The following is a 25,895-nucleotide window of genomic DNA, read 5'->3' on the forward strand; positions in this document are numbered from 1 at the left end:
CGACTCACCGGGCCATACGCGCGTAAGGAGCATCCATGGCGATGAAGGACACCGACGACGTCAAGCCGGCCGAACAGGACGCCGAAATCACCCTGGACATGAGCCAGGCTGCTGTCCGGAAGATGATCGCCGATGCGCGTGAGCGGGGCTTTATCACCTATGAGCAGCTGAACTCGGTTCTGCCGCCCGAACAGGTGTCATCGGAACAGATCGAAGACGTCATGTCGATGCTCTCGGAAATGGGCATCAACGTCATCGAGGAAGAAGAGGTCGAAGAGACCGAGACCGCCGGCGAGCTGATGGAAACCGGCTCGGGCTCGCGTGAGATCGCGATTGCCGGTGTACAGTCCGAAACGCTGGATCGCACCGACGATCCGGTGCGGATGTACCTGCGTGAGATGGGCTCGGTGGAACTGCTGTCGCGCGAGGGCGAGATCGCCATCGCCAAGCGCATCGAGGCCGGCCGCAACACCATGATCGCCGGGCTTTGCGAAAGCCCGCTGACCTTCCAGGCGATTACGATCTGGCGCGACGAACTTCTGTCGGAAGACATTCTTCTGCGCGACGTCATCGACCTTGAAGCGACCTTCGGGCGCTCGGTCGAGGGCGAAGAAGGTCTTGAAGGCGCCGAGATCGAAGGCATGGAGCCGGGCACCACCTCGGCTGCCGCAGCCCCGCGCCGCTCGTCCTCTGAGCCGGAATATGATGCGGACGGCAATCTGCTGTCGCGCGGCGATGATGACGACGACGACGATGATGCGTCGAACATGTCGCTTGCTGCCATGGAAGCCGCGCTGAAGCCCAAGGTCCTTGAGACCCTGGAGATCATTGCGCGCGACTATGAGACCCTGGCAGAGATGCAGGATCTGCGGATGTCGGCTGCGATGTCTGAGAAGAGCAAATATTCGGCTGCCGATGAGGCTGCCTATCAGAAGCTCCGCTCGGAAATCGTTGTGCTGGTCAATGAACTGCACCTGCACAACAACCGGATCGAAGCTCTGGTCGACCAGATCTACGGCATCAACCGCCGAATCATGTCGATAAACTCGGGCATGGTGAAGCTGGCTGACCAGGCCCGCATCAACCGCCAGGAGTTCATCCAGGAATACCAGGGCTATGAACTCGACCCGACCTGGATCGACCGTATGTCCGCCAAGGGCGGTCGCGGCTGGACCACGCTGATCGAGAAATTCCGCACCCAGGTGGAAGAGCTGCGCGCAGATATGGCCCAGGTGGGTCAGTATATCGGCGTCGATATCTCGGAATTCCGCCGCATCGTGAACCAGGTCCAGAAGGGCGAGAAAGAAGCCCGTCAGGCTAAGAAGGAAATGGTGGAAGCCAACCTTCGTCTGGTGATCTCGATCGCGAAGAAATACACCAACCGCGGTCTGCAGTTCCTCGACCTCATCCAGGAAGGCAACATCGGCCTGATGAAGGCCGTGGATAAGTTCGAATACCGCCGCGGCTATAAGTTCTCGACCTATGCGACCTGGTGGATCCGTCAGGCGATCACCCGCTCGATCGCGGATCAGGCACGGACCATCCGTATCCCGGTCCATATGATCGAGACGATCAACAAGCTGGTCCGCACCGGCCGTCAGATGCTGCATGAGATCGGCCGCGAGCCGACGCCGGAAGAACTGGCCGAAAAGCTGCAGATGCCGCTGGAGAAGGTTCGCAAGGTGATGAAGATCGCCAAGGAGCCGATCTCGCTCGAAACCCCGATCGGGGACGAGGAAGACAGCCAGCTCGGCGACTTCATCGAGGACAAGAACGCGGTTCTGCCGCTGGATTCGGCGATTCAGGAAAACCTGAAAGAGACCACGACCCGTGTGCTCGCCTCGCTGACCCCGCGCGAAGAGCGTGTGCTGCGCATGCGCTTTGGCATCGGCATGAACACCGACCACACCCTTGAGGAAGTGGGCCAGCAGTTCAGCGTGACGCGTGAGCGGATCCGTCAGATCGAAGCGAAGGCACTGCGCAAGCTGAAGCACCCCTCGCGTTCGCGTAAGCTGCGCAGCTTCCTCGACCAGTAAGATGTTGAAAATGCAACAACGCCGGCTCTGTCCTCAGAGCCGGCGTTTTGCTTTTGCTCTGGCTGTGGCAAAGAGAGCGGGAACGGAGACACCCCATGCGCGCCCTGCCCCTTCTGCTTTTGCCATTCCTTGCCACGCCGCTTCTTGCCAATGAAGCGCAGATCGCGAAGGGTCAGGCCTTTGCGGAGGCCAATTGCGCGCGCTGCCATGCGGTCGGCACGACCGACCACAGCCCCAATCCGCGCTCGATCCCCTTCCGCTTCGTAGGCCGGCTCTATCCCATCGATTATCTGGCAGAGGCCTTGGCGGAGGGCATTGCCGTCAGCCATGAGATGCCCGAGTTCGTGCTGGAGGCGGATCAGGTAGAGCCGTTGTTGCTCTATCTCGACTCCATTCAGGTCCGCTGAGCCTCAGCGTGCGATGGAGCAGCAGCCCGAGAGCATTGGCCGATCTCCCGTCCGCAGCGACACCACCACCTGAAGCGCATAGCTGCGCTCTGACATGCCATCCGAGCAGTCCTGGGGGAAGATCACCACCGTTGCATCACCGGCCTCAACCGCGCGCAGACGGTCCTCCCGAAAGCCCCGGTCGCTGATCGAAGAAATCGCAAACCTCTGCCTGCCCTGATCAGGGCTTTGCAACTGCAGTGCCCCTTCGGCAACGCGCAGGTCCCAGAAGGGCTCGGTTCCGAAACAGCTCAGACCCTCGGGAAGGCGCCCGTTTTCCCAACTGCTGCCGGAGAAGCTCAGATAGCGGGTGGCGACCCAGCCGCTGCCCTCACCGGCATTGATCTGCGCCCAGGCACCGTCTGCGCTGTGACCGGTCACCTCGACACTGACCGCGTCGGGGGCCAGTTTTCCAAGGATGGGGGCACGTGCCGAAGGCTCAGCGCGGATGTTCAGCATATCGCCCGCCTCAACGCCTGAAACCGCATAAAGCTCGGGCAGGACAACAGGGTCTGCCGCGATCGCAGCCGCGGGCATCAGCGCCAGAAGTAGAGCTAAGGATTTCATCGCAGCCTCCGTCGGGAAGCATCAGACAATCTGCCGGAGCAAAGCGCAAGAAACACAGCGCCGGCAATAGCCCTGCCCCACACACATCTGCGTGACGATCAGACCGTAGATTTTGGGCAAGAAGTGGTGCCCGGAGACGGATTCGAACCGCCGACACGCGGATTTTCAATCCGCTGCTCTACCAACTGAGCTATCCGGGCACTCTGCAGCAGCCTGAGCCACTGTCTGCGCTCTACATAGCCAAAGGGCGGCGGGCTGTCCAGCGCAGAATGCATCTAAGTGTCGGGTCAGATTGAAAAATCTGCGCGACGAGACAGAAAGGAAAAGCGTCCCTTCAGGGTGTCGTTACGATCTGTAATGCATGGGTAAGAAATGGTGCCCGGAGACGGATTCGAACCGCCGACACGCGGATTTTCAATCCGCTGCTCTACCAACTGAGCTATCCGGGCACTTTGTGACAGTGTTTCTCTGTCTGTAGCGGGGTAATACCGAAGCCCATCCGCGCTGTCCAGAGGTCGCGGCAGAAAAAACGCCGCAAAAAGAAAAAATCCCGATTAGGCCGCAAATTCCGGGACTTAGCCTTTCAGATCCCGGTGACGCCGCGCAGAACGATCCGCAGATCCCGCAGAGGACCGGCCCGGCGCAGCCAGACGAGGCCCGCCGAATTCCGGGCACGCTCGTCCACCCCGCCCTGGTCTGCACCATCGGGCGTGAAAATACCGGGCCGAAGCTGCGAGACCAGGCGCAACACCTCAGGCTCGATGCCGTCAACCCGCGGCGGAAGCGCGCGGGGACCGACCAGAGACATTGATCCGGCCAGGACGTTAAAGATCATCGGCAGGGTATTCAGACGCGTGCGCAATGCAAATGCACCGATCCGCGTCAGTCGCGGATCGTCAGGGGTTACCGCTGTCGCTCTGAAGGCCCGCATGGGCGCATCCATCCAGACGCAGCGAAAGCGGAACTGCCGAAAAGGCACCCCGTCACGCCCGCGACGGGTCAGGCGCAAAAAGGCCGGACCAGGGCTGTCGATGCGGATCATTACAGCGAGAAGGAAGATCAGCGGAAGGAGGATCGGCAGCGCGGGCACCAGAAGGAGAAGGTCAAAGACCCGGCGGAGAACCCGCTGATAGAGCAACGCCGATAGCTGCATTCCGCCTTCCCCGTTTTCCCCAAAGGGGGAGGATCACCGAACCGCTGCAACTTGCAGGCGGTATGGATCATCCCTACCGGGAAAGCCGCAGGGACACAGGTGAGGAATACCGGATGTTAATATTTAAGCGTTTTATTCCCAGTGTGTTAGCCGCGCCAGCGTCACTAAGACAAGGGCGCGGCCGACAGCAAAATCAGCCCGCGCGGCGCAGCAGGAAGCCGATATCGCGGTTCAAAGCCTGATTGGCGCGCACGTATTGGACGCCCTCTTTGAACAGCTCTGCGCTGAAGCGGGTCACCGGGCCCTCACCCGCCTGCAGCTGCTTTCCCAACTGGTCCTGCACCCAGACCGGCACCTCCACAAGCGCACAGCTGGAAAGATCGACCGCGATTACCTCAAGATCCTGGCCACCGGTGCCACCGGCAGCGGCGTCGAACCGGCCAAGGCCGACATCGCCTGCACCCGAGGGGGTAACGACCACAACATCCGTCTCAGCAGGAACATAGCCCAGGCGCTGCGCGCAGACGGCGACCGAGAACTGTTCCCCCGCCGAGGCGGCTTTCTGGTCAGCAAAGCCTGCGGCAGGCAGCGCCAGAACGGCGGAGGTGATAAGGGCTGGAAGAATACGCAAAGCCTGTCTCCTTACTGGTAATTTACTGACAATGACCGAACACAGGGCCAGTCTGCACCCCGCGACGCCCGCAAGGGCCTTCGCAGATCACAACGCCTGAGGCGCGAGCCGGCTCCCTTCGCTGCAAATCCGGGCAAGGGGCGCGCCTGTTCGCCTGCGTCACCCGCAGCAATCCCGTCTGCAGGACGAGAATAGCGCTGCGAGAGGCAAAAAACGTCTTAACAGACGCGCTTCCTGTCTCCAGGCTCATCCCATGTTACTCAGGGAGGAGAACAACGATGTCGAAGATCAGAACCATCCTCGCCGGCAGTCTTGTGTCCGTTGCCGCACTTGCCACTGCCACCACCGCCGCACGCGCCGAGTTCATTAATATCCTCACCGGCGGCACCTCGGGGGTCTATTACCCGCTGGGCGTGGCGCTGTCTGAGATCTACGCCAAGGGGATTGAAGGCTCGCGCACCCAGGTCCAGGCGACGAAAGCCTCGGTTGAGAACCTGAACCTGCTGGCAAGCGGCAAGGGAGAGGTGGCTTTCGCCCTGGGGGATTCGGTGCAATCGGCCTGGGCGGGAGATACCGAAGCCGGGTTCAAAGCCCCGCTGACCAATCTGCGCGCCATCGGCGGTATTTATAACAACTACGTTCAGGTCGTGGCCGAAGCCGCTGCGGGGGTGACGACGATCACGGATCTGAAAGGCAAATCGATCTCGGTCGGTGCACCGGCGTCCGGGACCGAGCTGAACGCCCGGGCGATCTTCAAAGCCGCCGGGATGAGCTATGAGGATATGTCGAAGGTCGAATATCTGCCGTTCGGGGAATCGGCAGAATTGATCAAGAACCGCCAGATTCAATCGACCCTTTCCTCGGCAGGTCTGGGGGCGGCCTTCATCAAAGACCTCGCAACCACCCATGAGATCACCGTCGTCGCCGTGCCCGCCGAAATCGTCAACTCGATCGGTGCCCCCTATGTGGCCGATGTTATTCCGGCCGGGACCTATAAAGGCCAGGACGCTGATGTCCCGACGGCGGCGATCACCAATATCCTGGTAACCAGCGAGAAGGTCTCAGAGGAGACCGTCTATCAGATGACGAAGCTGATGTTTGAGAACGTCGAAGCGCTGAAGTCAGCCCATTCGGCGGCAGCCGCAATCGATGCCACCAAAGCGGTCAATTCCCTGCCGATCCCGCTGCATCCGGGTGCTGAGAAATATTACCGCGAAATCGGTGTTCTGAAGTAAGCCGCAACCTGCGGTCTGCCGCAGCGGCGAGCCCCCTCACAGGGCCCGCCGCTGCCTTCTGCCCTTCTATTCCGAAAGAGAATGACGGTGAGCCAGATCCCCCTTTCCGACAGCCAGCCCACTGCCGAAGAAGCCATCGAGGGCCTTCCCCCGGGCTTCGGCAGCGGCCTGACCGGCCAGATTGCCTATGGCATCGCCTTTTGCTTTTCCCTGTTTCAGATCTGGGTCGCCGCCTATGGCCTGCTGGCAAGCCAGATCGTCCGGGCCATGCATGTCGGCTTCGTGCTGCTGCTGGGCTTTGCGCTGATCGCCAATCTTGTGGCCAAGACACGTCACACCAGGGCGTTGTTCTGGGGACTTGGTGTTCTGGGCTTCAGCACGGGGCTTTATAACTGGGTCTTCTACAAAGAACTTCTGCTGCGCTCGAATTATCTCACCACGACCGATCTGGTCATGGGCGCGATCATGGTCGGGCTGGTGTTCTGGCTGGGGCGTCGCCTGATGGGCTGGCCGCTGGTCATTATATCGGGCTGTTTTCTGGCCTATTCCGCCTTTGGCGAGCATCTCAGCGGGATTTTGCAGCACCGCGGCTATGACTGGGAAATGCTGATTGAGCATTTCGCTTATGGCACAGAAGGGATCTATGGCTCTCCGATCTATGTCTCCTCGGCCTATATCTTCATCTTCGTCGTTTTTGCGGCCTTCCTTGAGCGCGCGGGCATGCTGGAGCTGTTTAACGATGTGGCCCTCGGACTGGTCGGCCACTGGCGCGGCGGTGCCGCCCAGGTCTGCACCCTGTCCTCGGCCCTGATGGGAACGGTCTCGGGCTCAGGGGTCGCCAATGTGGTCGCCTCGGGGCAGTTTACCATTCCGCTGATGAAAAAATCCGGCTTCCGCGCGGCCTTTGCCGGCGGGGTTGAGGCGACCTCTTCGATGGGGGGGCAGATCATGCCGCCGATCATGGGGGCTGTGGCCTTCATCATGGCTGAAACGCTGAACATTCCCTACGGCGATGTGGTGCGTGCGGCGCTGATCCCGGCGTTTCTCTATTTCGGTGTCTGCTTTTGGGTGGTGTATCTGGAATCGGGCAAGCTGAACCTGCTGGGCCTGCCGAAGGAGCAACTGCCCAGCCCGCTTGAGGCGCTGAGAAAGCAGTGGATGCTGCTGATCCCACTGGGCGCGCTGATTTATCTGCTGTTCGCCAATTATACGCCGATTTTCGCCGGATCCATGGGGCTGGCCCTGGTGGTGGTGCTGATCCTTGGCACGGCGGTCGCAGCGCAGATCGGGCCACGGGCGTTCCGCTTTGCCTTCTGGATCGCGCTCGGCCTCGCCTCAGCGGCCTTTCTGAAATTCGGCGTCAATCTGCTGGCCCTCGTGATCGGTGGCATGCTGGTGCTGTGTTTCGTGATCAGGGGCGCCCGTGAGGCCCTGGTGATCGTGCGCGACTCGCTGGCTCTGGGCGCGCGCAATGCGCTTCCGGTGGCGGCGGCCTGTGCCATCGTCGGCGTTGTCATCGGCACGCTGACCCTGACCGGGATCGCCTCAACCTTCATCGGTGCCGTTCTGCGCATCGGGGAAGAAAGCCTGTTTTTGTCACTAATCCTGGTGATGATTACCTGCCTCGTCCTTGGGATGGGGATCCCCACAATCCCGAATTACATCATCACCTCCTCGCTGGCCGGTCCCGCGCTGGAGCAACTGGGCGTTCCCCTGCTCGTCAGCCATATGTTCGTCTTCTATTTCGGCATTCTGGCGGATCTGACCCCCCCGGTGGCACTGGCCTGCTTTGCAGCGGCGCCAATGGCAAAGGTTTCAGGGCTGCGGATCTCGATTGATGCCACCAAGCTCGCCATTGCCGGTTTCGTGGTGCCCTTTGTTGCGGTCTATTCCCCGGCGCTGATGCTGCAGCCGCCCCACCCCGGATCGGTCATTGCCGAAACACTGGGCTTTCCGGCAGAGGTCATCTGGATCACCCTGCAGACCGTCCTGGCCGTGGGTCTGTGGGGTGTGGCCGTGGTCGGTTATCTGAAAGCCGTCGCCCCCTGGTGGGAGCGCGCATTAGCCCTTGGCCTTGGCATTTTCCTTGTGCTTCCGGAGCTTAGCTATGATGTGGCAGGCCTTGCGCTGGTGGCCCTGTTCCTGGCACAGCATCTGCTGCGCAATCGTGGCCAGGCCGGGCTGGTCGCAGGGTGATCTGTATCCTGACAGCCGCGGGGGTCATCTCTCTCGCGGCTGAGAGCTTCACCCTTTCCTGGCAGCATTCAACGGCCCGAACCCTCTGGACCGAAACATGGGCTGCGAAAGAGGGCGCTTTGCACCTCGAGCTTGCCCGGGTCGAAGGCCCGGGCGCCGGGATGGAGGCGCCGGAGGGTGCAAAACGCGAGGGCAGCACCTGGGTCTGGCACCCGCAACTGCCCCCCCTGCCCGAGCTCTTCCTTGCGGCCTCCGGCGCCACAGGCAGCGGCTGGCAGATTTGCGCCGATGGACACTGCCTTGAGATCGGCGGATCCGCGGGAGGGGCCATCCGCTTAAGCGCGACCGCGGATCCGCTGCCCTGCCCCCTCAGCCCTGACCAATAACGCGCTGAAAATCATCGAGGAAGCTTTTCATCTCCGCTTCCTCCTGTTCATCGGCAAGGTGCAGCACCTCCGGCTCGACCGCTCCGCTTGCGAAAAGATCGATCACCAGATCGCGCAATTGTGTCAGCCCCACCGGCTTGGTCAGAACCCGCGTTGCCCCGCCCTGCTCCATCGCATCGCGCAACTCTGGCATCGCGGGCGACACGACGCCGATGACCGGAAGCGCAGGATCTTCACGGCGCAGCGCCCGGATCAGATCGCCCTGCCCAATGCTGCCGGTCCCCCGCCCGATGAACAGAACATCCGGTCGCTCCGTACGCAGCCGCGTCACCAGGGCATCGCGATCTTCCAGCACGTCCACCCGCCCGAAAAGCGCTCCAAGCCGGGCCGAAAGCACTTCAGCGGCCACCGGATCATCCTCAAGCAAAAGGGCGCGGCGCATAGGCATAAGCGGTGGGGTTCCCGCAGGCTCCTCCTCCCGCTCGCTGATGTGAAGCACTCTCGCGGGATGAGTGACTATGAAGCAGCTGCCGTCCCGGTCCGGAGAGGGCTCCTCCAGAACCACATCGCCCCCAAGCTGGCGAAGCGATCTGCGCACGGCAAAAAGGCCCAGCCGCGCCTGCCCGTCTATGCCCCCCGAGATCAGTCCGAAGGGTTCAAAGAGGCTGGCCTGACGCAGCTGATCAATGCCCACACCATTGTCGCGCACAAGCCAGGTCACCGTCGCCTCCTGCCCCTGACCGCGGGTCAGAAAGCCGCTGACGGATATCTCTGTGGCGCGGGCATGGGCGATCGCATTGTCGATCAGACGGCAGAGCGCCAGAAAGACCCTGCCGTGATCGCCGTGCAGCCGCAGATCGCCCTGCCGCGCCGGCACAAAATGGAGCGCCACACCGGCATATTTCGCCTGTGAGGCAAAGGTTTCAGACAGCCAGCCAAGCATCTCGCCTATGTCGTAGGGTCCGGTTCCCGTCAGCCCGCGACTGGTGCCCGCGCCGCTTCGCAACTGGTCCAGACTGTCGGAAAGAAGGCGCAGCGACAGAGCAATCGCCCGCGCAGAGTCGGCCCAGGGACGGCCGGCGTCGAGATGCTCAACCTCTTCCTGCAGGACGCTGACCGGCGCACGCAGATCACGCGCTACGGCGATCCGAAGACGCTCTTTACGCGACAGCGCTGAATAAAGCAGCAATTCCGACTGCTCAGCACGCTCACGCTGAACATCAGCTTCCTGACTTTGCCGCTCCAGAACCATCCAGCACTGAGGGTAGCGGTTTTCCAGCACCCGCACCGAAAAAAGCTGCCGCGTCCACTCCTGCCGCGCCTCTCCGGGGGTGCCCGGCGCGCGCAGCCGGAACCGCATCGGAAAATCCGAAGGCTGTTCGCCACGCTGTAGCTTCTGCATCAGCTCCAGCGCCACCTTCATCTCCGTCAGGCGCAGAAAATCCGTCAGAGGCAGGCTGTAGCCGCCGCCGAAAGGCTCTCCGCCGCCATAGGGGAAATGCACCGAACCGGTGTCGAAATTGACCCGCAGGACCAGAATGTTAAGCCGCTCCTGCAAAGCCACCAGAATCTTTGGCTGCGGCAGTCCGATCGCACGCGGCTCACCCTCCGGCTTCACCCGCTCGCGCATAAAAAGAGCTGCCAGATTCGCCATCAGCAGCACGACCGCCATGGCGCGGACCGGCATCTGGGCCGGGATCAGGCAGGCAACCGCAAGAGGGGCCGCCGCCGGCAGGATGAGCGCCGCGGCCATATCCGGAACCGGGGAGTTTCCCAGCAACAGAAGCAAAACCGCAGCCCCCAGAAGGGCAAGCACGGCGAGGCTGCCCGGGGACAGAAAGGAAATATCGGGCAATGCCTGCACAGAGAGCAGCAGAACAGGCAGCCCGATGGGGATTATCAGGGCCTGCGCGCCACGCCCCATCCCTTCCCGGTGGATGCGCCCCAAAGCGCGCCGCGCCGGTCCTGCGGCCGCCAGCGGAAATAAAGACAGCCCCGCACAAAGACCGAGAAGGCCAAGCCCGGGCAAACGCCGCTCCATCAGATCCGCCATGCCGCCAACGACCCAGAAGCCTGCCGTCAGAATGACTATCCCCATGACCGCACCGATCACCTTCACGTTCATACTGCCACCCTGATCGCCGATTTCCGGCATCCCACGGGCCATGGCCTGAAGGAAAAGCATCAAGACTGCGCCGGCAAACCATGCAACCACGGTGGGGATCACCGGCAGTTCCGGCACCCCGCCGATCCTGAGAAAGCTCCCCGTCCCAAGCAAAAACAGCAGGCCCAGAGCGGAACCGGCTATCAGGCGCGGCCCGTCACCCTCGCGGCGCGAGCGGAGAAGGGCGAGCAGCACCCCATGCGCACAGGCCGAGGTCACAATGACCAGCAGTTCAGGCCGTGCCGGCAGATCCGTCAGCCGCCCGGCCAGCACCAGCCCGAGAAGCGGCAGAGCTGCCAGAGTCAGAAGCCACAGGGCCAATCCATGTGCCCCTCCGGGGGCCGCGGTCTTCAGCTGCTTTTGCATAGCGCTTTCTTTCTGCGGGGGGCGTTACATCAGTTGGGTGATCCGGTAGACCGAGGGGGCAAGCAGCAGGATCAGCAGCGGCGGCACCGTGAACATCATGGTTCCCAGGCTCATCTTGGTTGGAAGGACTGCGGCTTTTTCCTCGACTTTCCTGACCCTTCGGTCACGCAGATCTGCCGCGAAAACCCGTAGGCTATGCGCAACCGGGGTCCCCATAGTGGCCGATTGCACCACAAGGGTTGCGAACTGGCGCAGGTCATCGTTTTCCGTCGATTGCGCGAGATGGTTAAAGGCATCCTGACGTTCAGCCCCCGCAGCGAGCGATTTGGTCAGAACCTGAAAGCGAAGGGCCAGATCCGGGTGAACCGCCTCAAGCTCGAGGGCGACGCGCTGGGCGGCAAGATCCAGTGACTGCCCCGCCTCGACGCAAACGAGCATGAAATCCAGCGCATCCGGGATGGCAATTTCGATCCTGCGCCTCCAGGCCGCCCGGCGCTTATCCACGACAAAGCTCGGAAGCCAGAACCCAAGCCCGCCTGCGACCCCTGCTGCAAGGGTGTTGAAAAGAAAAGGCTGGCTGGGAGGCAGCCCGCTCATGACACTGAACCAGAAGCCCGTCACCGCAAAAACCGCTGCGGCAGCCAGTTTGACTGCATAGAAAGTGGTCACAGCCAGCGGATGATCGAAACCGGCCTGCGCGAGGATACGCGCTTCAGCTCTCTGATCCCGCCCGGCAGCCGATCTGTTGCCATTACGCAGTTCCCCCTCCTCGGGGTCGGCATCCCCCCCCTCTTCAGGGGCTTTGCGCAAAGTTAAAGCTGCAGCTGTGGCGACAGCAGCTGCGCCCCCTAAGAAGAGGATCATGAGCCAGAATGAGGCGGATTGCGGGATCAGGGTGCTCATCACCTACTCCACCCGGACCAGCCAGCGCATGTAAATCAGGTTCAGCACCAGCAGAATGCCGACGATCGCCAGCAGGGGTTTGAAGAAATCGAGGTCCTGAATGTCTTCAAAATGCGCAGGATTGATCATCAGCACGAGGCCGGTGGCCATCATCGGAAAGGCTGAGAGAAAACGTCCGGACCAGCGCGCCTCTGCAATGATGGCAGAGATTTTGCGGCGCATCTGCTGACGGCCCCGCGCGATATCTGCAAGCCGGTCAAGGACATCCGCCAGATTTCCCCCCGTGGCGGATTGAATGGAGACGGCCGCTGCCAGAAACCGCAAATTCTGATTGTCACACCGTTCTGCAAGGTCGCGAAGCGCACTGGCCACACTTTGACCATAGCTGATGCGGTCGGCCGTCAGGGTAAACTCAGCGGCCAGGGGGCCGGTAAGATCGCGCCCGGCACCATGGATCGCAAAACCGACCGGCTGGCCAATGCGCAATGCCCGCACGATCATCTGCATGGCCTCGGGAACCGAATCGTCCACAGCCGCGCGATATCGTGCTTCCCGGTAGTTTCGCCACATCAGCCAGACCGCCGGCGGCGCCAGCAGCCCCGCCAGCATTCCTCCCCATGATCCCGTGATGAGCACCACCATGGCGCTCAGCGCCACCGCACAAAGCGCGGAGAGGAACCATGCAATCATCGGCCGCTCGCGCAGACCCTCAGCCGAAGTGTCCCCGAAGATGGAAAATTTCCTGCGCCCCCCCCCCCTCATCCAGGCGCAGCGCCGGTCCGCGCGCGGCCTCTGCCTCCATATCCCCCGCTGCCGCAAGACGCAGCAGGATTTGCCGGCGCATGACCTGTCGCCGACCAAGCAGCGGAAGCGCCAGACTTGCGCTGATCAACAGAATGCCCGACATCAGGGCGAGGGTGAGAAGCAAAGGAAAGCTCATCTCAGGCTCCGTAAATCTCTGCGGGCAGGGTGATACCTCTACGGCGGAAAAGATCAGTGTAGAACGAACGTACGCCCGCAGATCGGAACTGCCCCTCAACCCGGTTGTCCGCCCCGAGGCCCGTCTGCTCGAACCAGAAAAGCTCCTGCATCGAGATCACATCGCCTTCGCAGCCCGTGATTTCTGTGACAGAGGTCACCTTACGGCTGCCATCCTGAAGCCGGTTCACCTGAACGATCAGATGCACCGCGCCCGCAATCTGGCGTCTGAGCGCGGAGAGCGGGATCTCAATCCCCGCCATCGCCACCATATTTTCAATCCGGCTTGCAGCCTCACGCGCGGAGTTGGCGTGGATCGTCGTCATCGAACCGTCATGCCCGGTGTTCATGGCCTGAAGCATGTCGATCACCTCATCCCCGCGGGTCTCACCAATGATGATGCGGTCAGGACGCATCCGCAGCGCGTTTCGCAGGCAGTCGCGCTGCGTCACCTCACCCTTTCCCTCGACATTGGGCGGACGGCTTTCCATGCGGCCGACATGGCTCTGCTGCAGCTGCAACTCGGCCGTATCCTCGACGGTGATGATCCGCTCGCGCCTTGAAATGAAAGCCGAAAGGGCGTTCAGGAGTGTGGTTTTGCCAGAGCCTGTGCCGCCCGAAACGATCACATTCAGGCGGGCCGATACGGCGGCACGCAGATAGAGGGCCATCTTTTCATTCAGGGCTCCGAGGGTCACGAGCTGCTCAAGACTGAGCTTGTCGCGGCGGAATTTGCGGATAGAGACGAGCGTGCCGTCCACGGCAACCGGCGCAATGACGGCATTGACCCGGGAGCCGTCTGACAGACGCGCATCCACATAGGGGGTTGATTCATCAAGCCGTCTCCCGACCGAGGAGACGATCTTTTGCAAAATCCGCCGCAAATGCGCCTCATCCTGGAACTGCACATCGGTCAGTTCCAAAAGGCCGCCCTGTTCGACATAGACCTGCTCCGGGCCGTTGATCAGAATATCTGACACACTGTCGTCGCGGATCAGGATCTCCAGGGGGCCATGCCCCATAACCTCATGAAACAGCTCATCAATCAGCCCGTCCCGGTCCGCCCTGCTGAGTGCCACCGCCTGATGCGGCAGAAGATCGCGCAGGATCTGGGCAATTTCGCTTTTGATCTCTGTTTCGCTGGCCCGCAGGAGCGCTGCGAGGTTAAGTGTTTCCAGAATTTCCTGGTGCGCGAGCTGGCGTATCTCTGTCAGTTTACGATGCCGGTTGCGCTGCCCCTCGGGATCGCTGATCGGCGGTCCCTCAATCTCCGAAGGGGACAGCGGGCTCTGGGCAATCTCTTCAGTATCCGAGGGCTGAACCATCACCGCTCCGGGGCGGCTGTCTCGAAATTTGTTGAACATCAAAAGCCGCTCCCCTGCAGGCGCTGCTGTTTCGGAACCAATGCCGCAACTTCGCCTGCATAGGCCTGCAGAGCGAGGCGCAGCGGGCTGGAGGGATCAGCCTGAATTAATGCGATGCCACTGTCCGCCGCCTCGCTGACCACCGGCCCGCCGTCGGGAAGCTGCAGATGAACAGGCAGCCCCATCCCGGATTCCAGGCTGTGAATGCGGGCGGCCCATTCCCGCGGAGGCCGCTTTGGACGAAAATTCACGACCGGGCATAGTTTTTCATTAGGGAGAACCTGTGGGCTGACCAGACTGCGCAGCCTCTTGAGGTTGCCTGCGGAGCGGACGTCCAGCCGCGCGATCATGCAAATCCGGTCTGCAGCGAGATAGGCTGCTTCAGTCCAGTCCGTCACACTGCCCGACAGATCCAGAATGACCAGATCCGCTGAGTCCCGGGCAAGCCCCAGAAGATACTGCAGGTCCGCCCCGCTGAGCGCATCAAGAGGTAAAACCTCAGGCGGAGCGGAGAAAACGCTCAGATTTGGGCGAAGACTTTGAAGACTTTGGCGAAACATATCGCCGTCTACGGCGCGCGGATTGCGGTAGGTTTCCAGAACTCTGGGTTCATGCACCAGAGCGAGCCCCGCCGCCAGGGAGCCAAACTGCAGATCGAGGTCCATGAGACAGACCGTCAAAGCCGGATTTGCCTCAGCAAGTTCAATTGCCAGACCTGCGGAGAAGGTGGTGCCACCCGCTCCGCCACAGAGCGGCTGCACCGCAATGACGCGCAATGGGCCCCCGGTTGGTCCTGCAGAAGATGGCCGCACAACCGGCGCCATCGGGCGCAGGGCTGCGGGTATCCATCCGGCAAAGCGGCGGGCAAGGCTGCTTTGCACCACGGCCTCGGGCGTTATCGGCGGTTGCTCTGCGATCTCCCGACGCTGTGTCAGGGATGACGGAGCGGGAAAGGGCGGGCCGTTGAGGATATGAACATCCGGCAGATCCGGGAGCGAGAGGCGCGCACCCGCGGGCAGGAGAATAACCTGCATAGCCGCCCGGCGCCCCATTTCGGACAGGACGGCGCGCAATATACGCGGTGTCGCCTCGCTGCGCGCAGCATTCGGCGCGATGACCAGCATATCAAATGTTTCCGCGCTTTGGCTGGTCAGCCAGGAGACGGCATCGGTCAGCTCCAGGTCCACACGCTCAGCATTGGCGGGCAGATGCGCGAGCCAGGAGGCAAGCCGGATCACCGCATCGACGCCATCGCAAATGGTACAGACCCGCAGTGGCAGGCTGCTGCCTGCAGAGGTGAGGAGGCTGTCTCTGGAAGGGGATGTCATCCGGTTCAACAGGGCACCTCCACAACAGAGCGGGCAGATCCACGCACGACTGCCGTGTGGCAACCGCGCAGAGGAGCGGCAAGCGCAGCGCTGCCACTCAGGCCGGTTCCCGCGCCTTCGGCCTGCCGCACAAGGAGTGGCAGAGCGGCCAGATCCTGACCGTTCACTGCGACAACCGGGGGGCTGTCGGGCAGAACTTTAAGCCGCCCGAGCGGTAAAACGTGAAAGCGCCCGCCACCACGGGCCTCCAGCAGGCGCGCGGCGTCTTCAAGGCCCGCCTCCAGCGTAACGGCGCCCGCGGATCCGGAGCCGCGTCCGCTGGTGGTGACAGCGTCGAGCTCCAGAACCCGCAATGCATGGCCAATCAGGCGGGTCTCTGTGCTGCCGCCGCCGATCTGGCGGGTCCAGAACAAATCCATCCGGCCACCGGGGACGAGTTTCCCATCGAAGTCAGCCAGATTCTCCGCAATGACCCTTACCGCCCGCCCCCCCGGGGAGAGCGCAAGGTCATGATCCGGCCCCTCGGCGACGCCGATCTGCCCCTCGGCCACCAGCGCACCCGCGCTCAGATCACTCAGCGCGGTGATCTTAGTCTCAGACGAAGTCTCAGGAAATTTCGTCAGCAGATTTGCCGGCAGATGCCGCGCAGGGATCGCAATCTCTGTAAAATCCGCACGACTGAGCGTTGCCCCGCGGGAAATATCTCGCGCAGGGACCGGGATAATCAGGGTTTCGCCATAGGCGATCAATGCCGCCTCTGCTGCGGCCAGCCTGGCCTCAAGTCCGCGCGTGTAGCTAAAACTCGCAAAACCTGCGACCAGCGCCAGGGCCACGCCCATTATCAGCAAGGCAAAAATCCGAAATCTCATCACCCTCTCCCACAGCCGGTTGCGCCGGGTTCGGGGGTATAAGAGCGTGAGACTGACAACAGAGCCTTACGCCCGGGCGAATCACTCCGGGAAATCTGTCTGCAGTTTTATTGAAAAACGAGATGCCCGATCGGCTGTCCCTCAGCACGAATGCGGCGCGCCTCTTCCGCACGGCGCAAAAGGGCTGCGATCTGCGCCTCACTCATTTGTCCTTTCAGCACCTTACGCGCTTCGGCACTGCGCCCCTCAAGGACCTGTGCAATCGCCAGATTCGGCACGACCTGGCTGCCCTGCACCGGATCGCGGCGCAGCTCCTCCATCAGAGCGATTCCCCCTGCACCATCCCCCGACAACACGCGCGACAGCGCATGATTGCTCAGCAACACAAAATTCGTCGGGTAAATCGCAAGACCCGTCTCATAGACAGCGCGGGCCTCCTTATGGCGCGAAAGATAGTCCAGCGTGACCGCCTTCCCCGTCAGAGCCGCCAGATTTTTCCGATCATAGCCGAGAGAGGCCTCATAGAAATCAAGCGCCTGGGCGGCATTCCCCTGGCCAAGCGCCAGTCGCCCCAGCTCATTGAGAACCTGCGGATTGCGCGGCGACAGCTGCCTCGCGCGGTCCAGCGCGGATTGCGCGCGGGCGATCTGTCCCATGGCGGCATAGCTGCGCCCCAGACCGATCAGCGCCGACACTGAGCCCGGCTCAGTTTGTGAGACTTTTTCATAAAGCTGCGCTGCTTCGGGATAATCGCCAACGGCAAAAGAGGCCTGGGCCACCTGCGCCGTCTCGCTCAGACGCTCAGCCTCTTCACTGCCGCTCAAAGCACAGCCGGACAGAACAAACAAAGACACACTCAAAACAGTCGCGGCGGGGGTTGGGCTAAACACGCCATTAACTCCGTCAGATTAGACCTGAAGCCAAGGCTACGCCCGGAAAGGCATGCGGTCGAGAGAAATCGCAACCTTAAGGCGAGTAATTCAAGAACGTCGTGCTGTGGTTCCTGCCGGATGCGCCGGCCGGGGCCGAAGTCTTCTGAATATCAGCCGGTCCGTCACAGGCGCGACCGGAGGTGTTCTCTCATACAAATTGAGGCAAAGCCTATGACCCGCCTGGTTTCTTACTCCTGGATGCCGCTCCTTGGCGCGGCCATCGTCTTCAGCGCAACCGCACCCTGGGCTCAGGACGGGCCGGGAGAGCCGCCCGCTATGGTGACGCTTCCCCCAACGGCACCCGCCCCGGTCACTGAAACGGTCGCGCCATCCCCGCCCCCAATGGCGGTCGAAGTGCCTGTTCCAACGCCGGAACCGGCCTCCGCGGAAGCTCTCATCACCGCCACGCCCCTTGCACAAAGCACGATGCAGGCAGAGGGGCCGCTCATCCTGACCGTCCCGGAGTTCTCCGATGATCCCTCCGCTGCTGACGAGACGCAGGCGGAAAGTGAACAGACGCAGGATCCCGTTCCGGTGCTGACAATGACAGCGCCGGTGGCGCTGAATGTGAACGAGGCCCGGTTCATCCGGCTCGATCATCCGGCGAAATCTGTCTTCCTGTCCAACCCCGGTGTGGCAGATATTGATCTGCAATCCGCCCGCTACCTCTATATCGTCGGCCGTTCGATCGGTGAGACCAGTCTCTTTGTGCTGGGCAAAAACGACGAAGAGATTATGCGGTTATCGGTCAATGTGCGCATCGATGCGGCCAGGCTGACAGCGGCCGCGCGCCGGGCAGCGGGCAGCGGCTCGGTAAACGTCTCAGCAGTAGATGGCGCCGTTTTTCTGACCGGCGCCGTCGCCAGCCCTGAGGATGCAGAGGCCGCCCGCGCGGTGGTCGCAGGGCTGGCCGGATCGGGCGTGATTGTGGTGAACCGCCTGGAAACGGGAAACCGCGCGCAGATTAACCTGCAGGTTCGCATCGCAGAGGTCTCACGTTCGATCAGTGAGGATCTGGGGATCCGACTGAGCGCCTCCCGCTATAACGGGCGGAATACCTTCAACTCAGCCGATACCGGAGTTAACGGCCCCTTCACCGTCAGTGTCGCCAATGGTTCGCGCAACATAAACCTTGTTCTTGATGCCCTGGCCCGAAACGGTCTCGTGACCATTCTGTCAGAGCCCAATCTGACAACCCGCTCCGGTGAAACCGCGAATTTTCTTGCCGGTGGGCGCGTGCCTTACGTCTATGGCAGCGGCGATGACACCAGTCTTCAAATGGAGGCCATCGGCGTTGAGCTTGAGTTCACACCGACGGTCAAATCCTCAAACCGAATCGAAATCATGCTGAACACCCGCGTGCGCGATATCGACCGGATGAATTCGTCGACGGCAGAGGCCCCCGCCCTGACAGAGCGCAGTGCGACCACAACGGTCGAACTCGGAAACGGGCAAAGCTTTGCGATCGCCGGCATGTTCCAGGCGAGTTCGCAGCAGGGGTTCAACGGTCTGCCGGGCCTTTCGCGCCTGCCGGTGATCGGTGCGCTCTTTCGCTCATCACGCTTTGCACGGGGGGAAAGTGAACTGGTGATCATCGTCACGCCCTATCTTGTGAAGCCACAAAATTCCCGTCCGCGCGATCCTGTCTCCGATATCCCGCTCGTTCAAAGCGGGATCGAGCAGGCAATCACCGGTCGGTTCACCCGGACCCGCCGTCCCGGCGCGCCGCTCAGCGCCACGGGATCTGCGGGTGGCTTCATGCTGCAGTGACGGAGACGCCATCATGAAACGCCTCGTCCGCCTTTATTCAGGCCCGCTCCGCTCCGAAAGCGGGGCGGTCACGGCAGAATTCGTCATTATCTTCCCGATTGTCGTGGCCTTGATCGGCTTTCTGGTGCTGATCAGCCTGATGATCTCAACCACCAGCGATGTGCAGCAGGTGGCCCATGAACTGGCACGAAAAAGCTTTCGGCATCTCAACGGTTCCAACCCTCCGAGTGATGTCTGCGACAAACTCAGACAGGAGGATCTGGCGGGCATTGTGCGGGAGACACTTCTGGTCCGCGCCGACAAACTGACCCTCAGACCCTGCCCCGGGCAGCCGGATGCCCAGGGGCGCGTCACCATCATTGTCGATTACAACTTTGGCGGGGATTTTGTGCAGGGCCTCGCCCGCAGCTTCGGTGTGGACCTGGGCACGATCACCCGCAGTTCGGTCACTTTTCTCTGAGCGCGTCACTGCACAAGACCGCCGCTGCAGGCAGTCCCTGCAAGTACGATCTCGGCCTCGGCGATGGTCAGGCCCAGGAAAGCCTGCAGCTGTGCCACCAGATTATCCAGAAGAAGGGGTTGGATCAGAAGGTTATTCACGGTCGTGAGCACATCGCCCAAAAGCGTGGTCAGGGCGGCGGTGATCCCGGAAGCCAGCAGCGTGACCGGGCACAGCAGCGCCCCCAGCACGCCACTGCATTTTTTCTGCCGGTCCGTCACATCCGTCTTCACGCGGCCAAGCACGTCTTTCAGCCCTGTCGTCAGACCTGAGAGCGAGAGGGGGCTGCTGACCTTCACGGCGGTGCCGATCTGGCCATAGGTAATCGGCACACTGCGGGTGCTGCCGCTGAGCGGCAGCGGGGCCATGTCGCGCTCTGACAGGTCATCGGCCAGCTGCAAAAGGGAGAGGCGCAGATCGAGAGTGACCGGGCTTGTGGTGACATCAAAGACGGCGGCAACATCGGTCGGGCGTGAGGCCGCACAATTCAGCGATTTCAACCGCGCCTCGGCATTTGAGGCCCCGGTCGTAACCGTCAGATCCAGCAGGCTCAGGGTTGAGGCGGAGATCTCAGCCCCCGTCTGACTGACCCGCGCGACCTGCGGGGGGGTGTCATCCATCCGCGCAAGCACCCAGACCGGCGGACGGATCAGGCCGACCGTCGCGGAGACATCCACCAGACGATTTACCGCAGCAATTCCGGGCAGCAGCTCATTCACATCCAGCCCCACGCCGACCCCGAGGCGTTCTTCAGGACGCGCCTGCAACTGCGCCAGCACGCCCAGAAAATCGAGGGCAGATATGGAAAGATCGGGCAGAATATCGCCCGCCCGCAAACGCGCGAGCGCGGGGGACATCATCATAATATCCTGAAAAGTAATCGTATTCAGCGAGGGGTATGCCTCAGGGATCACCTGCGGCGGCAGCGCCCCGAGCCGCACCAGCCCACCCAGAAGTTCCGGAACGGCAATGGGGAGGCGAAGAACATCATCAAAGGTCAGCGTCTCAGCCGCGAGGCCCGCAGTCACCAGCCCCAGAAGATCGCTCACCCGCAGCCTGGTATTCAAAAGCCCTTCATAACTCAGCACATTCGCGGTCACACCAAGCCCGAGCGGCGTCAGAAGTCCGCTCAGCCCCGAATGCTGCAGATCGAGCCCCGCCAGACGATTTCGCAGCATGAAGAGGGCTATACCACTGCTTTGCGCCGCAACCGCCTGACGGCGCACCAAAATCGCATCGTCCGACAGGACCGGACCCAGCAGGATCGGATCGAAAGGCGAGGGGACATCCACCTCTACCGCTGTGACCCCGTCAGGCGAATACTGATCCGCAACCGGGACAAAGCCCCCCTCCGGCGAATAGCTGCCCAGACGGATATCGCCGTCGGCAAGCGTCAGATCCCCAAAGCGCGGATTGGCCGCAACGACCCTGCGCACCGCCGCCCGCACGGCGACCGGATCCGGCAGATGGCGCGCAGCACTCTGCGCAGCCAGATCGGCCTGTGACTGGGTGTAGCGCCGCTGTGCATTCAGCTGACTGATATCGGTGGCTGCGCCCCCCACCAGCAGCAGCGCCGGGATGAGGACCACAATGAACGGCAGCACAGCACCGGAGCGGTCGCCGCAAAAGCGACGCAGCAGAGCGTAAAACATCATCACACACCTTCAGTCACACCCGAAGGCAGTGTCGCAAAGCTCATTGAAGGAAAGGTTAAGCCGCCGCCTCTTGCAACCTTCCGGTCATGGGGACACAAAGTCTGCGCGGCATCCGGCCGCAGCGAAAGGCCCGCATGTCTGCTCCCTCTTCCCCTGCCGCCACTCCGCCCCGCAGCGCCACCGCCTGGATCATCATCTTCGGGGTCAGCCTGTGCCATCTTTGCAATGATGTGCTGCAGTCGCTGCTCTCTGCGCTTTACCCGCTGCTGCGCGACGAATTCAGCCTCAGCTTCGGGCAGATCGGCCTTCTGACCTTTGCCTTTCAGATCACCGCTTCGCTGCTGCAGCCGGTGGTGGGGCTGGTGACCGACAAACATCCCTTCCCGCGCTCGCTGCCGCTGTCGAGCGCGGCAAGCCTTGCGGGCATTCTGATGCTGGCCTGGGCGCAGTCTTACGCCATGCTTTTTGCCGGAGCGATGCTGATCGGCCTTGGATCGGCAATCTTTCACCCTGAAGCATCGCGGGTCTCGCGAATGGCCTCTGGCGGGCGCTTCGGCACGGCCCAGAGTTTCTTCCAGGTGGGCGGTAATTTCGGGACGGCCATCGGCCCGCTGCTTGCGGCCTTCATTGTAGTGCCCTTCGGGCGCCCGACGATCGGCTGGTTTGGGCTGATCGCGCTTTGCGCGATGGTGATCCTGTGGCAGATCGGCAGCTGGTATATCCGCGCCATGGCGCGCAACGCCGGGAAAAAGGCCACCAGGGCCGTCGTGAAACTCAGCCGCAGACGGGTGATGACAGCCATCGTCATCCTGGCGCTGCTGACCTTCTCAAAGAACTTCTACACCGCAGGCATTAACAGCTATTACACCTTTTTCCTGATCGAGCGCTTTGATCTGACCACGCAGCAGTCGCAGATGATGTTGTTTCTGTTTCTCGCCGCCATGGCGGTCGGCGTCATGCTCGGCGGGCCGTTTGGGGACCGCTTCGGCACGCTCAGCGTGATCTGGATCTCAATCCTGGGCGTGCTGCCCTTCACCCTGATGCTGCCCTATGCCGATCTCTTCTGGACCGGGGTGCTTTCGGTGATCATCGGTGTGCTGCTGGCTTCAGCCTTTCCGGCAATTGTGGTCTATGCTCAGGAGCTTGTGCCCGGACGTGTGGGTCTGATCGCGGGGATTTTCTTCGGCTTTGCCTTTGGCATGGGCGGCATCGGTGCTGCGGTCCTGGGTGAGATTGCCGATGCGAAGGGAATTTTCTTCGTCTATCAGCTCTGCTCCGTCCTGCCCGCCATCGGGCTTCTGACGCTGTTTCTGCCACGGCGCTCTGAGATTTCTGACTGAGAAACTGGACAGACCTCTGCGCCGCAGGCAGTCTGAGCGCATGTCAAAAGCCGCCCTCAGTTCGCTCTTTCACCTCTCCGCCCCGGCTGCCTTCGCCGGGGCGCTGGCATTTTCCGCGGCCCTTACCCCCTCGCTGGTGCCGCGAAGCGGCATGCTGCAGGGTGGACTGGCCGGGCTGGCCTTTGCAGCCGCCTATCTGCTGGTGGTGCTGCTTCTGCTGATCTGGCAGACGCTGGGGCTGCCGGTGCCACGCGGACGCGGGGCAGAGCGCGCGGGGGCCAGTCTAAAGGCCCTGGGCGCTGTGGTGATGGTGGCGGCGCTGGCCCAGGCCTCTGCCTGGCAGAATGAAATCCGCCTGCTGATGGAGCTGGAGCCGGTTGAGACGGTCCGCCCGCTCACCATCGCGCTGACCGCTGCTGTGCTGGCCTTTGTGCTGATCTGGCTGGGGCGTCTTTTCCGCCTCGCAGTCGGGGTGATTGAGCGGCGGCTGAGCCGTCATCTTCCGCCCCGCCTCGCCTTTGTCACCGGGCTGATCGGGGCGGTCTTTGTCTTTAACCTCCTCGGCAATGATGTGCTGCTGAGCCGGATCTACACGGCGCTGGACAAAAGCTACGCCCTGATTGACCGCGCCCTGCCCGAAGATCAGCCGCCGCCCCTCGACGGTCTGCGCAGCGGCGGTCCCGGCTCTCTGCTCTCATGGGGCGATCTGGGTGCAGAGGGGCGCAATCGGGTAGCCGATCCGCTGGATGCTGCGACCATCGCAGAGATCACCGGCGCCCCGGCGCTGGAACCTTTGCGCCTCTATGTGGGCCTCGGATCCGCCTCAACCCCTGAGGAGCGCGCCGATCTGGCCCTGCGTGAGGCGATCCGCATAGGTGCATTTGAGCGCCGCCGCCTTGTCCTTGCCACGCCCACCGGCACCGGCTGGGTGGATCCGGCCGCCATGGTCCCGCTGGAGGTGGTGACCGGCGGCGATGTCGCGACGGTCTCGGTGCAATATTCCTATCTGCCAAGCTGGCTCTCGCTGCTCACCGTGCAAAGCTATGGCGTGCAGACCGCTCAGGCGACATTCAGCGCCTTTCACCGCTACTGGCAAAGCCTCCCCGAAGACAGCCGCCCCGAATTCTGGCTCTTCGGGCTGAGCCTCGGTGCCCTGCATTCCGATCTGTCCGCCGATCTCTATGATGTGATCGCCGCGCCCTACACAGGCGCCTTCCGTGCAGGCCCGCCCTTCGCCGGACAAAGCTGGCAGCATCTGACCGCCGACCGCGCCCCGGAGAGCCCCGCCTGGAGACCCCTCTACGGCGACGGCCGGGTCGTTCGCTTCATCAACCAGACCTCCGGCAGCACACCGCCGCCCGCGGCGCCGGACTGGGGCCCGGTCAGGATTCTCTACCTTCAATATCCCTCTGACGGAATTACCTTTTTCTCTCCCAACCTGCTGTGGCGCCGCCCTGCCTGGCTCAGCGGCCCGGCACCGCATGATGTCAGCCCGAATCTGCGCTGGCTGCCGCTTGTCACCTTTTTCCAGGTAGGTTTCGATCTGCTGACCGCCACCACCACTCCGGCAGGCTACGGCCATGTTTATGCCGCGCGGGATTACCTCTACGGCTGGCAGTCGCTTCTTAACGACCCGCCGCTGAGCACAGAGGCAATGGCCCGTCTGAACGCGCTCTTTCGCGCCCGCAACCTGTGAGACCTGTTCCCTCTGCCGCAGGGCCTGTTATATGGGGCCGACAGCCAGTGCAGGGGGATGCGTCATGTCCGAGACCACCAAAAACAGCTTCATGACCGGTCCCGACGAGCAGGGACGCTTCGGGATCTTCGGCGGCCGCTTCGTGTCGGAAACCCTGATGCCGCTGATTCTCGAGCTTGAGAAGCAATATAATTTCGCCAAGACCGACCCCGCCTTCCGCGCAGAGATGGAAGATCTGTGGAAGAACTACGTCGGGCGTCCCTCGCCGCTCTATTACGCGCCGCGATTGACGGAAAAGCTCGGCGGCGCAAAAGTTTACCTCAAGCGTGAAGAGCTGAATCACACCGGCGCCCATAAGATCAACAACGTGCTCGGCCAGATCATCCTGGCGCGCCGGATGGGTAAAACCCGCATCATCGCCGAAACCGGTGCCGGTCAGCACGGTGTGGCCACCGCCACGGTCTGCGCGAAATTCGGTCTGAAATGCGTCGTCTATATGGGCGCCCATGACGTTGAACGTCAGGCCCCCAACGTCTTCCGCATGCGCCTCCTCGGTGCCGAAGTGATCCCGGTCACCTCTGGCCGCGGCACGCTGAAAGACGCGATGAATGACGCGCTGCGCGACTGGGTGACGAATGTCGCCGATACCTTCTACTGCATCGGAACCGTCGCCGGGCCGCACCCCTACCCCGCCATGGTCCGCGACTTCCAGGCCGTGATCGGTGAGGAAACCCGTCAGCAATTGCAGGAACAGGAAGGCGAAGGACGGCTGCCGGACGTCGTGGTCGCCGCGGTCGGCGGTGGCTCTAATGCCATGGGCCTCTTCTATCCCTTCCTCGACGATTCTTCCGTGCGCATCATTGGCGTCGAGGCCGGCGGCAAAGGCGTAGATGACCGGATGGAGCATTGCGCCTCGCTCGCCGGCGGCCGACCCGGCGTTCTTCATGGTAACCGGACCTATCTGCTGCAGGATGAAGACGGTCAGATCCTTGAGGGCTATTCGATCTCTGCCGGACTGGATTACCCCGGCATCGGACCTGAGCACTCATGGCTGCACGACATCGGCCGCGCCGAATATGTGTCAATCACCGACGCCGAGGCGCTCGAGGCCTTCCAGGAGCTTTGTGCCCTTGAGGGGATTATCCCCGCGCTTGAATCGTCACATGCCATTGCGCACGTCATGAAGCTTGCACCGACGCTGCCGAAAGAACAGATCATCGTGGTCAACCTCTCAGGCCGCGGCGATAAGGACATCTTCACGGTCGCAAAGCATCTCGGATTTGACATGAAGATCTGACGATCAGACCGGATTGTGCTTCGGCACCCCCAGGGAGGGCTGTCTGCCCTCCCCGGACCCCACCCGAGAGTATTTCATAAAAGC

22 protein-coding genes and 2 tRNA genes are annotated in these 25,895 nt (G+C 62.1%); 10 read left to right on the forward strand and 14 right to left on the reverse strand.

Translation table 11 applies throughout. The features are described from left to right. The first annotated feature begins 35 nt into the window (after positions 1 to 35). Both rpoD and EP867_RS11360 read left to right on the forward strand, forming a co-directional pair. Complete coding sequence (rpoD, locus tag EP867_RS11355; RefSeq protein ID WP_128489263.1) at positions 36 to 2,036, forward strand: RNA polymerase sigma factor RpoD; 2,001 nt, start codon at positions 36 to 38, stop codon at positions 2,034 to 2,036. Between the two features lie 95 nt (positions 2,037 to 2,131). Beyond that, positions 2,132 to 2,443, forward strand: coding sequence for a c-type cytochrome (locus EP867_RS11360; RefSeq protein WP_128489265.1), 312 nt, complete (start codon positions 2,132 to 2,134; stop codon positions 2,441 to 2,443). A gap of 3 nt (positions 2,444 to 2,446) precedes the next feature. Here EP867_RS11360 and EP867_RS11365 read toward each other — a convergent pair whose 3' ends face one another. From EP867_RS11365 to EP867_RS11385, 5 genes are all read right to left on the reverse strand, one after another. Further along, entirely contained in the window at positions 2,447 to 3,049 is a 603-nt protein-coding gene (locus tag EP867_RS11365; RefSeq protein WP_128489267.1) for a COG3650 family protein, read from the reverse strand. Positions 3,050 to 3,173: 124 nt separating this feature from the next. Beyond that, positions 3,174 to 3,249, reverse strand: a tRNA-Phe gene (locus tag EP867_RS11370). A 173-nt stretch (positions 3,250 to 3,422) separates the two neighbouring features. Then, positions 3,423 to 3,498, reverse strand: a tRNA-Phe gene (locus EP867_RS11375). A 134-nt stretch (positions 3,499 to 3,632) separates the two neighbouring features. Beyond that, the gene (locus EP867_RS11380; protein ID WP_128489269.1) at positions 3,633 to 4,202 is read right to left on the reverse strand and encodes a sugar transferase; all 570 of its coding nucleotides are present in this window, start codon (positions 4,200 to 4,202) and stop codon (positions 3,633 to 3,635) included. A 193-nt stretch (positions 4,203 to 4,395) separates the two neighbouring features. Then, entirely contained in the window at positions 4,396 to 4,833 is a 438-nt protein-coding gene (locus tag EP867_RS11385) for a hypothetical protein (RefSeq protein ID WP_128489271.1), read from the reverse strand. Positions 4,834 to 5,111: 278 nt separating this feature from the next. Between EP867_RS11385 and EP867_RS11390 the strand changes: the two genes are divergently transcribed. The 3 genes from EP867_RS11390 (at position 5,112) to EP867_RS11400 (ending at position 8,650) form a co-directional block, all read left to right on the forward strand. Then, the gene (locus EP867_RS11390; protein ID WP_128489273.1) at positions 5,112 to 6,068 is read left to right on the forward strand and encodes a TAXI family TRAP transporter solute-binding subunit; all 957 of its coding nucleotides are present in this window, start codon (positions 5,112 to 5,114) and stop codon (positions 6,066 to 6,068) included. 81 nt (positions 6,069 to 6,149) lie between these two features. Further along, on the forward strand, positions 6,150 to 8,264 hold the full coding sequence (locus EP867_RS11395; RefSeq protein ID WP_128489275.1) for a TRAP transporter permease: 2,115 nt from the start codon (positions 6,150 to 6,152) through the stop codon (positions 8,262 to 8,264). Continuing rightward, the gene (locus tag EP867_RS11400; RefSeq protein ID WP_128489277.1) at positions 8,261 to 8,650 is read left to right on the forward strand and encodes a DUF1850 domain-containing protein; all 390 of its coding nucleotides are present in this window, start codon (positions 8,261 to 8,263) and stop codon (positions 8,648 to 8,650) included. Before EP867_RS11395 ends, EP867_RS11400 begins: the two co-directional genes overlap by 4 nt. On the opposite strand, the gene EP867_RS11405 is transcribed toward EP867_RS11400, so the two are convergent. The 8 genes from EP867_RS11405 to EP867_RS11440 form a co-directional block, all read right to left on the reverse strand. After that, positions 8,634 to 11,135, reverse strand: a complete 2,502-nt coding sequence (locus EP867_RS11405; RefSeq protein ID WP_164888838.1) for a sensor histidine kinase — start codon at positions 11,133 to 11,135, stop codon at positions 8,634 to 8,636. The two genes, EP867_RS11400 and EP867_RS11405, sit on opposite strands and share 17 nt — an antisense overlap. 69 nt (positions 11,136 to 11,204) lie before the next feature. Continuing rightward, positions 11,205 to 12,083 carry a type II secretion system F family protein gene (locus tag EP867_RS11410; RefSeq protein ID WP_128489281.1) on the reverse strand — a complete coding sequence of 293 codons (879 nt, stop codon included), beginning with the start codon at positions 12,081 to 12,083 and terminating at the stop codon, positions 11,205 to 11,207. Between the two features lie 3 nt (positions 12,084 to 12,086). Continuing rightward, complete coding sequence (locus tag EP867_RS11415) at positions 12,087 to 12,773, reverse strand: type II secretion system F family protein (protein ID WP_164888839.1); 687 nt, start codon at positions 12,771 to 12,773, stop codon at positions 12,087 to 12,089. 19 nt (positions 12,774 to 12,792) lie between these two features. After that, complete coding sequence (locus tag EP867_RS11420; RefSeq protein WP_128489285.1) at positions 12,793 to 13,023, reverse strand: hypothetical protein; 231 nt, start codon at positions 13,021 to 13,023, stop codon at positions 12,793 to 12,795. A 1-nt stretch (position 13,024) separates the two neighbouring features. Next, positions 13,025 to 14,425, reverse strand: coding sequence for a CpaF family protein (locus EP867_RS11425; RefSeq protein WP_128489287.1), 1,401 nt, complete (start codon positions 14,423 to 14,425; stop codon positions 13,025 to 13,027). Further along, positions 14,425 to 15,762: an AAA family ATPase gene (locus tag EP867_RS11430; RefSeq protein WP_164888840.1), complete on the reverse strand. Its 1,338-nt coding sequence runs from the start codon at positions 15,760 to 15,762 to the stop codon at positions 14,425 to 14,427. Before EP867_RS11430 ends, EP867_RS11425 begins: the two co-directional genes overlap by 1 nt. Then, positions 15,759 to 16,622: an RcpC/CpaB family pilus assembly protein gene (locus tag EP867_RS11435; protein WP_128489291.1), complete on the reverse strand. Its 864-nt coding sequence runs from the start codon at positions 16,620 to 16,622 to the stop codon at positions 15,759 to 15,761. Before EP867_RS11435 ends, EP867_RS11430 begins: the two co-directional genes overlap by 4 nt. A gap of 107 nt (positions 16,623 to 16,729) precedes the next feature. Continuing rightward, complete coding sequence (locus EP867_RS11440; RefSeq protein ID WP_164888841.1) at positions 16,730 to 17,470, reverse strand: tetratricopeptide repeat protein; 741 nt, start codon at positions 17,468 to 17,470, stop codon at positions 16,730 to 16,732. A 255-nt stretch (positions 17,471 to 17,725) separates the two neighbouring features. Here EP867_RS11440 and EP867_RS11445 point away from each other — a divergent pair, with 255 nt between their 5' ends. Together EP867_RS11445 and EP867_RS11450 are read left to right on the forward strand one after the other, a co-directional pair. Beyond that, on the forward strand, positions 17,726 to 19,324 hold the full coding sequence (locus tag EP867_RS11445) for a pilus assembly protein N-terminal domain-containing protein (protein ID WP_164888842.1): 1,599 nt from the start codon (positions 17,726 to 17,728) through the stop codon (positions 19,322 to 19,324). A gap of 13 nt (positions 19,325 to 19,337) precedes the next feature. Next, positions 19,338 to 19,784: a TadE/TadG family type IV pilus assembly protein gene (locus EP867_RS11450; protein ID WP_128489297.1), complete on the forward strand. Its 447-nt coding sequence runs from the start codon at positions 19,338 to 19,340 to the stop codon at positions 19,782 to 19,784. A 5-nt stretch (positions 19,785 to 19,789) separates the two neighbouring features. On the opposite strand, the gene EP867_RS11455 is transcribed toward EP867_RS11450, so the two are convergent. Continuing rightward, positions 19,790 to 21,478 (reverse strand): pilus assembly protein TadG-related protein, encoded by a 1,689-nt coding sequence (locus tag EP867_RS11455; RefSeq protein ID WP_128489299.1) that lies wholly within the window; start codon positions 21,476 to 21,478, stop codon positions 19,790 to 19,792. Between the two features lie 134 nt (positions 21,479 to 21,612). Between EP867_RS11455 and EP867_RS11460 the strand changes: the two genes are divergently transcribed. The 3 genes from EP867_RS11460 to trpB all read left to right on the forward strand — a co-directional run bounded on the left by EP867_RS11460 (position 21,613) and on the right by trpB (position 25,811). Beyond that, complete coding sequence (locus EP867_RS11460; protein ID WP_128489301.1) at positions 21,613 to 22,818, forward strand: MFS transporter; 1,206 nt, start codon at positions 21,613 to 21,615, stop codon at positions 22,816 to 22,818. 40 nt (positions 22,819 to 22,858) lie between these two features. Then, a complete protein-coding gene (locus tag EP867_RS11465; protein WP_128489303.1) occupies positions 22,859 to 24,514 on the forward strand; it encodes an alpha/beta hydrolase in 1,656 nt (551 codons plus the stop codon). Positions 24,515 to 24,578: 64 nt separating this feature from the next. Next, the gene (trpB, locus tag EP867_RS11470) at positions 24,579 to 25,811 is read left to right on the forward strand and encodes a tryptophan synthase subunit beta (RefSeq protein ID WP_128489305.1); all 1,233 of its coding nucleotides are present in this window, start codon (positions 24,579 to 24,581) and stop codon (positions 25,809 to 25,811) included. Positions 25,812 to 25,895 lie beyond the last annotated feature (84 nt).

Source organism: Falsigemmobacter intermedius (assembly GCF_004054105.1).
Taxonomy (GTDB): Bacteria; Pseudomonadota; Alphaproteobacteria; order Rhodobacterales; family Rhodobacteraceae; genus Wagnerdoeblera; species Wagnerdoeblera intermedia.

Excerpts from the sequence above, each read along its gene's own strand:
- rpoD (WP_128489263.1), top strand. The coding sequence starts at position 36 with ATGGCGATGAAGGACACCGACGACGTCAAGCCGGCCGAACAGGACGCC.
- EP867_RS11360 (WP_128489265.1), top strand. The coding sequence starts at position 2,132 with ATGCGCGCCCTGCCCCTTCTGCTTTTGCCATTCCTTGCCACGCCGCTT.
- EP867_RS11365 (WP_128489267.1), bottom strand. The coding sequence starts at position 3,049 with ATGAAATCCTTAGCTCTACTTCTGGCGCTGATGCCCGCGGCTGCGATC.
- EP867_RS11380 (WP_128489269.1), bottom strand. The coding sequence starts at position 4,202 with ATGCAGCTATCGGCGTTGCTCTATCAGCGGGTTCTCCGCCGGGTCTTT.
- EP867_RS11390 (WP_128489273.1), top strand. The coding sequence starts at position 5,112 with ATGTCGAAGATCAGAACCATCCTCGCCGGCAGTCTTGTGTCCGTTGCC.
- EP867_RS11395 (WP_128489275.1), top strand. The coding sequence starts at position 6,150 with ATGACGGTGAGCCAGATCCCCCTTTCCGACAGCCAGCCCACTGCCGAA.
- EP867_RS11410 (WP_128489281.1), bottom strand. The coding sequence starts at position 12,083 with ATGAGCACCCTGATCCCGCAATCCGCCTCATTCTGGCTCATGATCCTC.
- EP867_RS11415 (WP_164888839.1), bottom strand. The coding sequence starts at position 12,773 with ATGATTGCATGGTTCCTCTCCGCGCTTTGTGCGGTGGCGCTGAGCGCC.
- EP867_RS11420 (WP_128489285.1), bottom strand. The coding sequence starts at position 13,023 with ATGAGCTTTCCTTTGCTTCTCACCCTCGCCCTGATGTCGGGCATTCTG.
- EP867_RS11425 (WP_128489287.1), bottom strand. The coding sequence starts at position 14,425 with ATGTTCAACAAATTTCGAGACAGCCGCCCCGGAGCGGTGATGGTTCAG.
- EP867_RS11435 (WP_128489291.1), bottom strand. The coding sequence starts at position 16,622 with ATGAGATTTCGGATTTTTGCCTTGCTGATAATGGGCGTGGCCCTGGCG.
- EP867_RS11445 (WP_164888842.1), top strand. The coding sequence starts at position 17,726 with ATGACCCGCCTGGTTTCTTACTCCTGGATGCCGCTCCTTGGCGCGGCC.
- EP867_RS11450 (WP_128489297.1), top strand. The coding sequence starts at position 19,338 with ATGAAACGCCTCGTCCGCCTTTATTCAGGCCCGCTCCGCTCCGAAAGC.
- EP867_RS11455 (WP_128489299.1), bottom strand. The coding sequence starts at position 21,478 with ATGATGTTTTACGCTCTGCTGCGTCGCTTTTGCGGCGACCGCTCCGGT.
- EP867_RS11460 (WP_128489301.1), top strand. The coding sequence starts at position 21,613 with ATGTCTGCTCCCTCTTCCCCTGCCGCCACTCCGCCCCGCAGCGCCACC.
- EP867_RS11465 (WP_128489303.1), top strand. The coding sequence starts at position 22,859 with ATGTCAAAAGCCGCCCTCAGTTCGCTCTTTCACCTCTCCGCCCCGGCT.
- trpB (WP_128489305.1), top strand. The coding sequence starts at position 24,579 with ATGTCCGAGACCACCAAAAACAGCTTCATGACCGGTCCCGACGAGCAG.